9 protein-coding genes, 1 pseudogene and 1 riboswitch are annotated in these 14,859 nt (G+C 49.6%); of the genes and pseudogenes, 4 read left to right on the forward strand and 6 right to left on the reverse strand.

The genetic code is table 11. The features are described 5' to 3' along the window. Positions 1 to 101: 101 nt before the first annotated feature. The 4 genes from DWX26_RS06645 to DWX26_RS06660 all read left to right on the forward strand — a co-directional run bounded on the left by DWX26_RS06645 (position 102) and on the right by DWX26_RS06660 (position 6,562). Positions 102 to 1,811: an extracellular solute-binding protein gene (locus DWX26_RS06645; protein ID WP_118601104.1), complete on the forward strand. Its 1,710-nt coding sequence runs from the start codon at positions 102 to 104 to the stop codon at positions 1,809 to 1,811. Between the two features lie 195 nt (positions 1,812 to 2,006). After that, a complete protein-coding gene (locus tag DWX26_RS06650; protein WP_118601105.1) occupies positions 2,007 to 4,970 on the forward strand; it encodes a beta-glucosidase in 2,964 nt (987 codons plus the stop codon). Positions 4,971 to 5,048: 78 nt separating this feature from the next. Beyond that, positions 5,049 to 5,177, forward strand: a riboswitch (FMN riboswitch). 212 nt (positions 5,178 to 5,389) lie between these two features. Next, the gene (locus DWX26_RS06655) at positions 5,390 to 6,031 is read left to right on the forward strand and encodes an ECF transporter S component (protein ID WP_022461231.1); all 642 of its coding nucleotides are present in this window, start codon (positions 5,390 to 5,392) and stop codon (positions 6,029 to 6,031) included. A gap of 204 nt (positions 6,032 to 6,235) precedes the next feature. Next, positions 6,236 to 6,562: a hypothetical protein gene (locus DWX26_RS06660; RefSeq protein WP_199676796.1), complete on the forward strand. Its 327-nt coding sequence runs from the start codon at positions 6,236 to 6,238 to the stop codon at positions 6,560 to 6,562. On the opposite strand, the gene DWX26_RS06665 is transcribed toward DWX26_RS06660, so the two are convergent. The 6 genes and pseudogenes from DWX26_RS06665 to bglX all read right to left on the reverse strand — a co-directional run bounded on the left by DWX26_RS06665 (position 6,519) and on the right by bglX (position 14,727). Next, positions 6,519 to 8,240: a putative ABC transporter permease subunit gene (locus DWX26_RS06665; protein ID WP_118601107.1), complete on the reverse strand. Its 1,722-nt coding sequence runs from the start codon at positions 8,238 to 8,240 to the stop codon at positions 6,519 to 6,521. The two genes, DWX26_RS06660 and DWX26_RS06665, sit on opposite strands and share 44 nt — an antisense overlap. Beyond that, positions 8,233 to 8,958, reverse strand: a complete 726-nt coding sequence (locus DWX26_RS06670) for an ABC transporter ATP-binding protein (RefSeq protein ID WP_118601108.1) — start codon at positions 8,956 to 8,958, stop codon at positions 8,233 to 8,235. Before DWX26_RS06670 ends, DWX26_RS06665 begins: the two co-directional genes overlap by 8 nt. Positions 8,959 to 9,123: 165 nt before the next feature. After that, positions 9,124 to 9,270, reverse strand: a pseudogene (locus DWX26_RS17855) (hypothetical protein); the annotation flags it as partial. 241 nt (positions 9,271 to 9,511) lie between these two features. Beyond that, a complete protein-coding gene (locus tag DWX26_RS06675) occupies positions 9,512 to 10,819 on the reverse strand; it encodes an alpha-L-fucosidase (protein WP_118601109.1) in 1,308 nt (435 codons plus the stop codon). A gap of 117 nt (positions 10,820 to 10,936) precedes the next feature. Next, positions 10,937 to 12,307 carry an MATE family efflux transporter gene (locus DWX26_RS06680; protein ID WP_117812975.1) on the reverse strand — a complete coding sequence of 457 codons (1,371 nt, stop codon included), beginning with the start codon at positions 12,305 to 12,307 and terminating at the stop codon, positions 10,937 to 10,939. Positions 12,308 to 12,507: 200 nt separating this feature from the next. Continuing rightward, a complete protein-coding gene (gene bglX, locus DWX26_RS06685; protein ID WP_118601110.1) occupies positions 12,508 to 14,727 on the reverse strand; it encodes a beta-glucosidase BglX in 2,220 nt (739 codons plus the stop codon). Positions 14,728 to 14,859: the final 132 nt, after the last annotated feature.

Below are 14,859 nucleotides of genomic sequence, written 5' to 3' on the forward strand. Positions count from 1 at the left end.
AAAAAACAGTATTAAAAAATTTTTAGAAAAAGATGATGTTTATTCCTGCCAGGCGAAAGAAAGAGTGCAGGATAACATAAACCATTTTAAGGAGGGCTTTTATGAAAAGAAAAGTAGTATCACTCATGTTAGTATCTGCTATGGTGGCCGGAATGCTCGCAGGATGCGGTTCCGACAGTGGCAGCAGCAAGGGAGGATCCAGCACAGAGACTGGATCAGCGGCAGAGGCAAGTTCTTCAGGCGAGACAGCAGATGACAAATCTCCGATTACCTTTGAGTATTTTAACGCTGATGGTAAAAACGGCAACTGGGATAACCCGGTAGCAAAAGCAATCACAGAGGCAACAGGCGTTACACTGGATGTTTCCTATCCGGTAGCATCCCAGGGTGATGCAAAAGAAGATATTGCGCTGATGATCGCAAATGATGAGTATCCGGACATGATTTATGCAAAAGGCTCAGCAACGGATTTGTATCAGGCAGGCGCGCTGATTGATATGACAGACCTGATTGAAAAATATGGTCCAAACATCAAAAAAATGTACGGAGCAGAGATGGAAAAACTGAAATGGAGCCAGGATGATCCTGGAATCTATCAGCTTTCCTACGCAGGTGTAAACCAGAAAACCCTGACAACAGGCGGAAGCTGCCAGATTCAGTGGGCTGCATTAAAAGAGAACGATTATAAATATCCGAAGACACTGGATGAGTATGAAAAAATGATCAAGAGCTATCTTGCAGCACATCCAAAAACAGAAGATGGTCTGGATATGATCGGTATCACCATGAGTGCTTCTGACTGGCACTGGATGATTACCCTTGGAAACCCGGCAGGACTGATCGCTGATGCATCCCCGGATAATGGACAGTGGATCATTGACGACGAGTACAACGTACATTACAAACATGTAACAGATGAAGAGAAAGAATACTTCAAATGGCTGTGCCGTATGTACAACGAAGGTATCCTGGATCCGAACTTTGCAACGCAGACAGATGATGACTATATTGCAAAAGTTGCCAGCGGCCGTGTTGTTGCCATCACCGATGCTGAGTGGCATTACAGCCAGTGCGAAGCTACTCTGGTAGCAGACGGAAAAGTAGATCAGACTTATGTTGGACTTCCTGTAACCTTAAGAGAAGATCAGGTAGAAAAAGCCCTTCTGTATCAGGGAACTACCGTTGGCTGGGGTATTGGAATTACCAAGAGCTGTGAAGATCCGGTTCGTGCCATCAAATTCCTTGACTATCTGTGCTCCGATGAAGGACAGATCCTGTATCACTGGGGTATTGAAGGCGAGAACTACTTCCTCGATGATAACGGACAGCCATATCGTACCGATGAAGAAGTTGCAAAAGCTCAGTCTGATCCGGATTATGCAAAGAATACCGGTATTGACAACTACACTGGATTCCCGATCTACGGAACAGGTTCCTACTCTGAAGACGGATTCCCATATACTCCAACTACCAAAGAGTCTGTTATTGCAAACTACAATACAGCAGAAAAAGAAGGATGCGAAGCGATGGGATTTGAGATGCTGACCGACATGTTTGCACAGCCGGAAGAGTTCGATCTTCTTCCATACTCTGCACTGTGGGCATATCAGCAGCCACAGGAACTTGCTGAGAAACAGACAATTCTGGACGAAATTGCTTGGCCGGGACTTGTTAAATGCGTAACTGGTACCGAAGATGAGTTTGATGGAAACTGGGAGAGCATGGTACAGGAGCTGACAGACAATGGTCTGGCAGATGCAGAAGAAGCTATGACAGAGTTCCTTGCTACCAAACTTGTTGATGTAGAGTAAGTAAAGCAAAAACATAAGGTTTTGCCGTTGAACGGAAGGCGGCATAAAAACATGGTCTGATATTATTAAATATCAGGCCATGTTTTAAAATACAGCGACAGTAATGGGAAATGTGAAACATTGTAAAAAGATAACAGTATATGGAAAATCTGCAAACAATTTCATGAGACAAAATCATAGGGAGGTTTTTGGAAAATGACAGAAAAGAAGGAGTTTCAGGTAAACAAAAACACACCGTTCTGGGATGCATCACTGACGGATCAGGAAAGAATCGACTGGCTGTTAAAAGAAATGACGGTCGAAGAAAAACTGGGATACCTCGCCAGCTCTTCCCCGGATCTGCCGCGCCTTGGCATTCCGGGAGTCTCTGTGGGCGGTGAGGCGGCACACGGCGTTGAGGGCAGAAACGATCAGAACGGTCTTGAAAAACCGGATGTGACAACATCCTTCCCACAGCCGATCGGTATGAGTGCATCCTGGGACCCGGAGCTGATCAGACAGGCCGGTGAAATAACAGGAACCGAGGCGCGCGTCGTATGGCACCGCCATCAGGGCCATGGACTCAGCAGATGGGCTCCGACCGTTGATCTTGAGCGCGATCCGAGATGGGGAAGAAACGAAGAAGGTTACGGAGAGGATCCTGTGCTGACCGGAAAAATGGCCGGTGCTTATATCCGGGGAATGCAGGGCGATGATCCGAAGTATCTGCGCTGTGCAGCGACCTTAAAGCATTTCTATGGAAACAATACGGAGGTCGGCCGCGGATGGAAAAATTCTTCCATTGACCCGCGGAACAAATATGAGCTGTATCTGGAGCCATTTCGCAGATGTATTGAGGATGGCGGCGCAGAGGGCATTATGACGGCATATAACAAGATCAACGGAACGATCGGTATCCTGAATCCGGAAGTGACCGATATTCTGAAAAAACAGTACGGTCTCCGTCACGTTGTCAGTGACGGCGGTGCGATGGGTCTTGTCGTGACGCTGCATCACTATTTCGGACAGCATGCGGAGACGATCGCAACGGCGCTGAAAGCCGGTGTGGATGCCATGTCTGACGATCCGCGTATGGTAGAGCAGGCGGCACGCGAGGCATATGAGCTTGGCATTCTGAAAGAAGAGGATATGGACCGCTCTATTCGCTGTATGATGGAGACGAAGCTTCGTCTCGGCGTTTATGATCGGGAAAATCTGAATCCGTATGACCGTGTGACCGAGGACGATATCGATTCCCCGAAGGCACGTGAAATCTGTAAAGAGCTGAGCCGCGAATCGATCGTACTTCTGAAAAATGAGAACGGAGCGCTGCCACTTGACAAAGCCCTGAAAGCAGAAGATATTGCCATTGTCGGACCGCTTGGTGATGCATGGTATCAGGACTGGTACGGCGGAACGGCACCATACCGCACAACCTTCCTGCAGGGGATGGAAGTACTGAAGCAGGAGAACATTACATTCGCGGATGGTCTGGATCGCGTTGTTTTCCGCTGTGATGGAAAAGGTCTTGCCGTAGCAGAAGACGGAACACTTCAGATGGCAGATGAGCCGGATGTGTTTATCAAGGAATACTGGGGTGAGGGAAGCTATACGTTCAAGAGTGTCCGTACCGGAAAATACCTCGGCGCAAGACTCTCAGAGTCGCAGGGAGAAAAGCCGAAAATGGGACAGATCGCGGCAGACCGCGAGGAAGCCTTCGACTGGTTCGTGATGGAGATTTTCCACGTGGAGCCGCAGGAGGATGGCAGCGTTGTGCTGACCAACCGTTTCCATTACCCGGTTTATAAGGATGCAGAGGGATTTTTCTCCTTCGAGCAGACGGAGGGAATTCCGATTACGATGGAGGTTGTCGAAAACGGAATTGAAAAAGCAGTTGCTGCAGTCCGGGGCAAAAAGCAGGTTTTACTTGCGCTCGGCTGTAACTCCGTGATCAATGCGAAAGAGGAGATCGACCGCAACACACTGGAGCTGCCAGAGGAGCAGGGGATGCTGCTTGACCGGATCGCAGAGGTCAATCCGAATACCGTTCTGGTGCTGTTTACGAATTATCCGTACACACTTCAGAAAGCGATGGAAAAACTGCCGGCGATCATCATGTCTGCAACGGGAAGCCAGGATATGGGAAGCGCAATGGCAGAGGCTGTGCTTGGAATCTATGCACCGGCCGGCCGTCTGAATATGACCTGGTATGAGAGTATCGATCAGCTGCCGGACATTGACGATTACGACATCATCAAAGGAAAAAGAACGTACCGCTATTTCGACGGGAAGGTATTGTATCCATTCGGCTATGGCCTGACGTATACCACATTTGCGTATGAGAACTATAAGGTTTCCTTAAAAGACGACCGTCTGCTGCAGATCTCTCTCGATGTGAGAAATACGGGCGATACCGCAAGCGACGAGGTCGTCCAGATCTACGGTTCCGCTCTGGAATCCTGCGTAAAGAAACCAATCTGCCAGCTGCTTGATTTTGTCCGTGTGAAAAACATTGCCCCGGGCGAGACGAGACACATCGCACTGGAAATCCCGGTGGAGGAGCTTCGCTTCTACGATGTCATCAGCCGCAGACTGATGGTAGAAGAAGGAACGTATGAAATCTATGCGGGCGCATCCTGCAAGGATAAAGCCGTTTCCGCAGAAATCTTTATTCCGGGCGGAAAAAGGGGAGTACGCGATCTGAGTGCATTTACCGCGGCAGACCACTACGATGATTACGAGAACATGTATCTGACGGAAGGCCACTTCAATTTCAAGGCAGTCCGCGTGCAGGATGAGACGAAAGAAGGTGTTCTCGTTTACCGTGACTGTGATCTTTCCGATGCTGCTGTTCTGGCGCTTCATGTGAAGAGCGAACGCGGCGGCAGTGTGGAAGCCTTTGTGGATGGTGTTTCGATGGGAAGCTTTACCGGTGACACAAGAACCTGTGAGTTCCGCAGCGCCCCGAAACTGGACCGCTATGCGGAGGAAGAAGTAAAAGAGCGCAACCGGTACCGCGAGCCGGTTTATGAGGATGTTGAAATTTCCCTCGCAGACAGACCGCAGACTGACGGCGCATCTGAGATCCGTCTCGTCCTGAAGGGAGATATGCGGATCTGCTATCTGCGTGTGCTGAAAAATAAGAGCACAGGAAAAATTCAGATGGGCGTAGCAAACTAACCAGATAATGTATTGTCTGAAAAAAGTATTGACAAATTGTGTGAATATGAATAAAATATTCCTGTAAAAACAAAATACGGAGATCTTCAGGGCAGGGTGTGATTCCCTACTGGCGGTATAGTCCGCGACCCGCTGCGATATCAAACAGCGGCTGACTCGGTGCAACTCCGGGACCAACAGTTAAAGTCTGGATGAAAGAAGATGAAATAAAGTTTATTTGCATGGAAATATTTTTGGTGCCCTGAATTCAAGAAAAGGAATTCAGGGCACTTTTTTTCGCGGGCAACGAGCCAAAGTCCGTGCTTGCACGAGACCTTGGCGACTGCCGCGAAAACGAGTTCAAATTCGTGGAGCGTATTTGGACTCGTTACTTCCGGCAGAACCGGTCAAGATCTCCAGAAAGAAGGAGAAATGCAGTTATGAATGCACAGACAACAGCAAAACAGACATCAAAGATGTCGCAAATCGGAAAAACCCGTTACATGGTACAGGTGGCAATGCTCGGCGCCGCCGCAGTCGTATTGATGTTTTTTGACATCCCGCTTCCGTTTGCCCCGAGTTTCTACAAGATTGATTTAAGCGAAGTTCCGGTGCTGATCGGAGCCTTTGCGATGGGACCTCTTGCCGGAGCTGCGATTGAGCTGATTAAGATTCTGCTGAACCTTGTTATGAAAGGAAGTACCACCGCAGGTGTTGGCGAAGTAGCAAACTTCCTGATCGGCTGCGCGTATGTTATGCCGGCCGCATGGATCTACAAAACACAGAAAACCAAGAAAAATGCCATGATCGGTATGGCAGTCGGAACCGTATTTCTGGCAGCAGCCGGCGGTCTTCTGAACGCTTTTGTACTGCTTCCGGCTTATGCAGCAGCCTTTGGAATGCCGATGGATGCCCTTGTGGGAATGGGGTCCGCAGTCAACAAAGCAATTACAAGCCTTCCGACCTTTGTTCTGTTTGCCGTTGTACCGTTTAATATCATCAAAGGTGTTGTGGTATCACTGGTAACCATGCTTCTGTACAAGCACATCAGCAGACTGCTGAAGGGTGAGGCGATGAATTAGTTCATCATTTCCGTAAACGGAGAATCCAATAAATACGTTGTAGAGAGACGGACAAAATGCAGAGAGAAATCCTCTGTTTTTTGTCCGTCTTTTAAAATTTTCGGGGAATAGCGGCAATGGATTGCCCACACAGGTCTTTTAGTAGTACAATGAAGCATAATCGATAAAAGAAAACGCGGGCAGAATATGAAGGAATTTTATAAAATGATTGAAAAGAAAATCCGGGAATCCGGCTATCCGCGTCCGATCGTGGGAAGCGATGTTTACGATGACATCTGCGGCCAATGTCTGAAGATCACTCATGGCGCGTGTCACGGAACCGGCATACAGAAGAACATCCCCAATGGGGAGAACGCCGTACAGAGCCCTGGCGCCGATCACAAGGTACGCAGCGAAATTGGAAAGGAGCGCAAAAAAAAGAGATCCGCACATTGGCTGAAATCTCTTTTCTATCACATTTTAATATTGTTATTATGTCTCGAAACTGTTAAGCGCTTTCCAGATGTTCCATCACTTGAACGCCCCATTTAAAAAGGGCGGTTCGCATGGCGAAGGTCAGGACTGCGGTAAGCAGAATCATCACGCTCGTGGTGATGTGGATGTTGAGCTGAAGTTTTCCGTACAGCAGGTAGCCGGCTCCGATCAGGATTGCGCCGACGGTGAGGTCGATGAGGACGGAGATCAGGGAGCGGTTGTTGGATTTTATGGCGGCGGTTTCGTTTTCCCAGTTTAATTTCGGAAATGCAAGGTCAAAAAGGAGCTGTTCATAGTTGACGAACAGGGTAAATAAAACCGTGATCGCCGTGGTGTAAAGAAGGGTCGCCGGGTGCAGACCGAAGACGACAGCAATCATGTTGAAGACCAGAGAGTACGGCAAGGTGCCAAGGAGACTGATCAGGATGCCGCTTACCAGCATGGCACGGATCTGGTCATGATAGCTCATCGGAATGCATTTCATATAGATGTATTCGCTGCCCTTTCGGGACATCGCTGTGGCGGAGATCACGCAGAACATGGACATCATGACGGCAATTCCGGCGGCAGTAAGGACGGCAACTGCGACGGGCAGTTCCCCTTTCAGGAGGCGGAATATAGTGCCATCGGCGGCAAGCCGGGTCCAAAGGCCAGTGGTTTTAGCCATGCCAAGGCTGGAAATGATTGAAATGAGGGCAATACCAAGCATGAAGACCGGCCAGATGAGAGGCATCAGAACACAATTCATGAACCAGGCCGGTGTGCGGTACAGTTTTTTCCATTCAATCATCGCGTAGGTGCGGACCGGATTTTTGCTTTTGACGGTTCGGGTCACTTCTTCTTTGGATAAAATGCGTTTTTCGCTGGTGGTCTCGCTCATGCCGAGGACAGCCGGGAGGTAGATTTTCCAGGCGAGGGCGAAAAAGACAGCAAGGATGACGGCTGTTGTAGCGATGTAGAGTATCATTTTGAGAAAGGATGCATCTGCAAGGCTTCCGGTCATCAGGGGCAGGTTCGGAAAAATGGTCCGGAAGGCGCGCAGAGTGCCCTTCTGGCTTTCCATCAGGTTCATAATATCCTGCATTTCAAAATTTCCGATACTGCGCGAAAATACGTTGATACCGATCGCAAAAATCAGGGATGCGGCGAATCCGAGGTAGCTTAAGAAATCCTTGTTTCGGATATTTTTGAAAAGACGCATCACGAGCATCGTCAAAACTGCGGCGTAAACGAGCGGCACAACCGGGAAAATAAGGCAGGCGAGGATCATATTGATCCAGTAAAAAATGCCCATTTTGGCGCTGATCCCGTACCCTAACAGAAACGGAAAGAACAGCAGTACAATAAGATAGTATTCGTTCAGCAGACAGCAGAAGCCTTTCGCACCGACAATCTGCGCCGGGGTAAACGGCAGCGGCAAAAGCTTTACGAGGTCAGAGTCCATGTAATACTCGCTCAGAAACAGCGGCAGGCCATAGAAGAAAATGACCATCATGCCGATGGCACAGACGAACTCGATCAGCAGGGTTTCCAGCCCGAGCGGCTGCAGGAAGGTATAGCCGGAATATCCCAGAAGAAACAGTAAGACCGACACGGGAAGGAGGCAGACACCAAGCAGAAGGTATACAACGATACGTCCTCCGTCCGAAAATGCTTTCTTTTTTCCGCTCTTCTGATTGCTTTTTCCTGGTCCGCTTTTCAGAAGGAAACGGGTGAGAATCCATAAGTTACGCATGTTCAGTGATCTCCAGAAAGATATTTTCAAGTGTCTGATCCGGATAGGCCGCTTTTAATTCTTCCAGGGTACCCAGGTATACCTGGCGGCCGTGATGGATGATGGCGATGCGGTCGCAGAGTTTTTCCGCTACTTCCAGCACATGGGTGGAAAACAGCACGGCGTTTCCGGCATCGGCGTGTTCACGCATCATCTGTTTGAGCTCGTGCGCGGAGCGCGGGTCAAGGCCGGTCAGCGGCTCATCGAGAATCCAGACCGGCGGCTTGTGGATCAGTGCGCCCATCACCATGATTTTCTGACGCATGCCATGCGAGTAGCTCATGATACGGCTCGAAAGGTTCTCTTCCATCTCAAAGCGTTTTGCGGTTTCTTCGATAAAACGCTGACGCTCTTCCGTTCCGACACCGTAGATATCTGCCATAAAATTCAGATATTCAATTCCCCTGACGCGAAGAAACGCATCCGGGTCGTCGGGCACAAAACCGAACTGGCGCTTGGCTTCAAGCGGATCCTTCTGGATATCTTTTCCATTGATTTCAATCGTTCCCTCGGACGGTGCCAGGATGCCGGTGATCATTTTTAATGTTGTCGTTTTCCCGGCTCCGTTTGGGCCGATAAATCCGGTGATCTTTCCATCCTCGATATCCCAGAAAAGATCGTCGACGGCTTTTTTGCTTCCGTCTCCGTAAATCTTACTGACGTGGTTCAGACGAATCATGTTTTATTCCCCCTCTTTTTTCTTTGTAAAGCAAAGCTATCATTCTCTTGCTTCGTTTCTAAAAACAGACTGCCCTTTTCTCACTCCGAAAGCTCTTATCCTTCCCTCGCAGGAAAAGGAGTCAGGCGGATATTCGCAATCCGCTTCGCTACTTGCTTGATTCGGTTAAATCTCGAAGCACGGGCTGTGATCTTGCGTTTTTTTCAGTATGCATTTTTCTGTCAGAACTGTCAATCGTCGGAGCGAAAAATACAGAATTTTGTAAGAACTTGTAAGACTTTTAGAGCGTGTCTGAAAAACGGTTTTCGCAAGCTGCGAGTCCCAGTTTGTGGGAGATTTTGTCCGAATGAAGGCGGCTTAAGACCGCTACGGCAACCGAATGAGGGCAAACTATACCGCAAAGTGGGGCTTGCAGCTTGCGGAAATGCTTTTTCAGATACGCTCCAGGATCAAATCCGATTTTACGTGGCAGGAAACTTCAGCGAACTTTCCTGCCACGCAAAAAATCAGCCACAGAAACCCTTTCGGAAAACTGTGGCTGATGCTTTACCCTCTACTTTTTCAGAATCACATCGATGACTGTATCGACTCCATCCGGCAATACCGGGTCTTCGCCGAGATCGGCGAATGCCATGGTCGGATAATCGCTGTGTACCCAGCTTGTGGAAACCGGGATTTCCGCGCCGGTTGCGACGTAGCGGATCGCCTGAATTTCTTCTTTTTTCACGCCGGGCAGCGGCAGTGGCCCAACGGTATTTTCATAGACATGGAAATACAGATGGTTTCCGTGGCGCGTCACACGGCCAAAGTCCGGTTTCTCAATACCGGCTTTTCCGCAGCCGTAAATGCTCTCTCCGTTTTTCTTCATCCACTTTCCAATCTCAGCCAGCCGTTCGATCGACTCCTCCGGGATATTTCCCCTGGCGTCCGGGCCGACATTCAAAAGCAGGTTTCCACCCTTCGATACGCACTCGACCAGCTTTTTGATCAGCATCGGTGCCGGTTTGAAGAAGTGGTCATTGGCACAATAGCCCCAGTGATTGTTCATCGTAACGCAGGATTCCCAGGCGATATCGTTTCCATTTACATCCTGGATGCCGTTCGGCGGAATCATCTGCTCCGGGCTCACAAAGTCGCCGTGGTACGAGGTCGGATTTCCGGCCGCCAGAGAACCGTAGCCCTCTCCGCTCACCTCGAGACGGTTGTCGATGATGACATCCGGCTGGAGCTTCCGCACCATATTGATCAGCTCCGTCGCTTTCCATGCTTCGCCGCGCAGCGTATCGTAGGAAAAGTCAAACCACAGCACATCGAGCTTTCCGTAGTTTGTGCAGATCTCGCGTACCTGATTGTGCATGTAGGTCAGATAGCGGTCGAAATCGCGGTCATCGTTTTTGTATGCCGGGTTGTTCCGCATCGGGTGGTTCCGGTCGCCGTAATGTGGGAAATCGTCGTGGAACCAGTCGAGCAGGGAGAAATACAAACCGACCTTCAGTCCTTCTGCGCGGACGGCATCAACGTACTCTGCAACGAGGTCGCGGCCGCATTTCGTGTTGGTGGATTTGAAATCGGTATACTGGCTGTCGAAGAGGCAGAATCCATCGTGATGCTTGGCAGTCAGAACCACGTATTTCATACCGGCCTCTTTCGCCGCCTTGGCCCATTTCCGCGGCTCGAAATCAACAGGATTGAACTCCTCAAAATATTTCATGTAATCTTCTTTTGGAATCTGCTCGGTACTCCGCACCCATTCTCCGCGTGCCGGGATGGCATAAAGTCCCCAGTGGATAAACATGCCGAAACGTGCGTCGCGGTACCACTCCATCCGCCTGTCATAGGCTTCTCTGTCAAATTTGTACATCGTTTTGCTTCCTCCTGTTTTAGTTTTATATTGGTAATGATTCAGAGTACCATTTCGCATGGCTCTGAATCGTTACGTCAAGCGGATATTCGCAATCCGCTTCGCTGCTTGATTCGATTAAATCTTAATTTTCACCCATTTTCCCTGTTTGAATCGGATCGTCGCAAAGATAAACCGTGACATCTGATCCGCCAGCACGCCGAACCAGATTCCGACGATGCCAAGCCCCAGCGTGTAACCGCCGAGATACGAAACGATCGTACGAATAAATGTAACGCTGATCATAGATGCAACTGCCGTATAAAGCGTATCTCCCGCACCGCGCAGGCATCCCATGTAAATAACCTGACAGATCTGGAAAATGACGACGAAAATAATGACATGGATGATGCTGACACCGATTTCAATGATATGCTGTTCTTCGAAAAACAGACTGTACAGCCATCTTCCGCCGAAGAGATAAATCGCAACGAGGCATACTGCGATGCCCGCGCCGATCAGACGGCACGTTCTGCCGTACTCTTTCGCAAGATCCGGCTTTTTTGCGCCGAGGCTCCGGCCGATCAGTGCAACCGCTGCGGACTGGAGGCCATCGCCGAACGCAAACGAAAGCGACATAATATTCATGCCGACCTGGTGTGCCGCCATCGCATCGGTTCCCTGTTTGGCCGCCATGATCGCCGTCATCATAAAGCCGATCCGCATGAAAACCTGCTCGAAAAACACACTGTACCCGACCCTGACCAGGCTAATGAACGCTGCAATCGTCGGTTTAATTTTGTTCTTCAGAATATAGCCAAGATTCAGGAATCCGTCTTGCTTTGTGATGGAAAGGATGCTCATCACACATCCGACAATCGTTCCTGTGACGGTTGCCAGTGCCGCACCCTGAATGCCGAGTGCCGGGAACCCGAAATGGCCGTTGATCAGAAGATAATTCAGAATAATATTAATCGTATTTGATGTTACATTTGTGCGCATCGTGATTTTTGTATTGCCCGCACCGCGCTGTGCCGAGTTGATCCCCATCTGGATACAGTTAAAAATCATACCGCCCATGATGATACGGAAATATGTTACTGCGCCGTTATGCGTCTCCGCCGTTGAGCCGCACAGATGGATGATCGGACTTGCAAACGCCACAAATCCAACACTGAATGCAGCTGCCGCAAGGATAATAAATACAAGCGCAGTTACCAGAGTCTCATTCGCCGCACTCTGTCTTTGTTCCCCTCGCCGCCGCGCAACAAGGGCGGAAATCGACACATTCAGTGCAAAGAAAAACGCCAGGCCAAGCAGCTTCGGCTGTGTCGTCAGGCCGACCGCGGCAACTGCGTAAGAGCCAAGCGAGCTTACCATCAGCGAATCCACAAGACCCGCAAATGCAATAAAAAACGACTCCACGATCGCCGGCCACGCCATGTTGACGGCGGTCTGGAATGTGTCTTTGTGGTATTTCCCCTGTAACTTGTTTCCTAAGTACCCCATTTCTTTTCCTCTCTTTCGTCCCAATACCAATTTCTATTTTACTTTGTTTTAACAGAAGGGTCAATACGGTACCGGCAGAAAAAAGCCAGCCGCAAAAGCAAAATTCTTTTCGCTTTTTGTGGCTGGCTTTTCTTTTATCTTTCCGTAGCGATTCAGACCCCCATCTTGATTCCGCTTACGCTACATCCCAGTATTGCTTCTTATTTTTTCAGCACAAATTCTGCCTTATTCTCTGTCGTGCTGTCGCTTCCGATGAAGACTTCGAAAACACCGTTTTCACTTTCTACACGCTCATTTTCTGTCAGGAAGCGAAGCTCTTCTTCTGTGATTTTGAAGATGACTTCGGTTTCTTCTCCCGGCTGAAGGGTTACCTTGCAGAAATCTTTCAGCTCTTTCACCGGGCGTACCACGGATGCGGCTACGTCGTGGATGTAAAGCTGTACGGTCTCGGTTCCCTTTGTATCGCCGGTGTTTTTCACGGTTACGGAGGCTTTAATCTCATCTTCCATGCCAAGCTCTGCCTTGTCCAGTTTCACATCTGAAATTGCAAAGCTGGTGTAGCCAAGGCCATATCCGAACGGGAACAGTGGTGCGTTCGGGATGTCGAGGTATTTGGAACGGAAACGGTCTTTGTCCTTGCCCGGCACGTGCGGTCTTCCGGTGGAATACTCGTTGTAGTGAACCGGCACCTGGCCTACAGAGTACGGGAAACTCATGGTCAGCTTGCCGCTTGGAGCGTATGCACCAAAAACAACGTCTGCGATTGCATTGGCACCCTCGGTACCCGGCATCCACACTTCAAGAACAGCTTTTGCTTTCGATACGACATCGCGCAGGTCGAGCGGACGGCCATTGAAGAGGACAACGACAACGTTTTCATTGACTTTTGAAACGCGCTCAAGCAGTCTCTGCTGGATTTCCGGGATACGGATGTTCGCGTTGCTGGTTGCCTCGCCGGACTGCAGACGATCCTCACCGATCGCAAGAACGACAACATCGGCCTCTTTTGCTGCGTTTACAGCCTCAAGAAGCATTGCTTCTTCCTCTTCTGGCGTGGTGGACTGCTCCATCGCCTCGCCGAAGCCCTCCAGGCGGATGTCGGAGCCAAGCATCGGAGAGCCTGCATGGAAGCTCATGTTTGTCGTATCTGCCTGCGCTTTTACGGCCTCTTCCAGATTTGTCACATCCTTTGCATCTCCGATGAAGGACCAGGAGCCCATCAGGTTTCTGCTGTGGACATACGGTCCGACCCAGGCAATTTTTTTCTCCTTGCCAAGCGGCAGGATTTTCTCTTCGTTTTTCAGCAGGACAAACGATTTTCTTGCGGCTTCTCTTGCCAGGGCGCGGTGCTCTTTGCAGAGAATGACTTCTTTTTCTTTCGTCTCGTCTGCGTCTTTATACGGATTTTCAAACAGTCCCAGTTTGTTTTTCAGTTCCAGAATACGCATGCAGGACTCGTCGATCAGATCCTCGGAAAGCTTACCCTCTCTTACAAGACGGCACAGGTTTTCGCAGTAAATGCCGGTCATCATATCGATATCGACGCCTGCCTCGGCGGAGCGGACAGCTGCCTCCTCACGGTCTGCGCAGTAGCCGTGGTAAATAATCTCCTCGATTGCCGCCCAGTCGGAAATCAGAACTCCGTCAAATCCCATCTCGTCACGCAGGATGCCGCGCATCAGTTTCTTGTTTCCGGTTGCCGGAACACCGTTTACCGTGTTGAAGGAAGTCATTACCATCGCTGCGCCTGCATCGATACCGGCTTTGTAGGATGGCAGATAGAAGTCACGGAAGGTATGCTCGGAAAGCTCTACCGTATTGTAGTCTCTTCCTGCTGTCGGAGCACCATAGCCTGCGAAATGCTTCACACAGGAAGCAATCTTGTACGGCTCCTTCAGATCGTCTCCCTGGAATCCGCGCACCATTCCGGCACAGAACAGACCGTTCAGATACGGATCCTCACCGGTAGACTCCATGACACGGCCCCATCTTGCATCGCGGACCAGGTCGGTCATCGGTGCGAAGGTTACGTGAAGGCCGGAAACAGCTGCCTCTTTTGCAGCAACTGCCGCACACTTTTCGGACAGCTCCGGTTCAAACGTTGCGCCCTGTCCCAGTGGAATCGGGAAAATGGTCTTGAAGCCGTTGATGACATCCAGCATGAACAGCATCGGGATGTGATGCGGGTGCTGCTCCACAAAATCCTTCTGGATTTTCTTTAACGTTTCTGCACCCATGCTGCCCAGGATGGAACCGGAAAGCGCTACATTTTCCGGCGTAAAGCCTTTATCCGCCATCGGTCCCATGGCTGTGATGTCCATATCTTTATTGAAGAAGGCACCCACCACCTGGCTCATCTGGTTCACTTTTTCTTCCAGCGTCATGTCGGCCAGAAGCTCTTTTAATTTCTGCTCGGTCATTTTTTCTCCTCCATACCTCGTTTTTGCTGTATCTGCTTCTTCAGAAACCCCTAAAATGTCAGAAAAATATCGTTTTTCCGTTTTTTCTGAATCTTATACTGAAATTTTACCACATCTGATCTGAAAAAAATA

It is taken from the genome of Blautia sp. AF19-1, from assembly GCF_003479155.1.
GTDB lineage: Bacteria > Bacillota > Clostridia > Lachnospirales > Lachnospiraceae > Fusicatenibacter > Fusicatenibacter saccharivorans.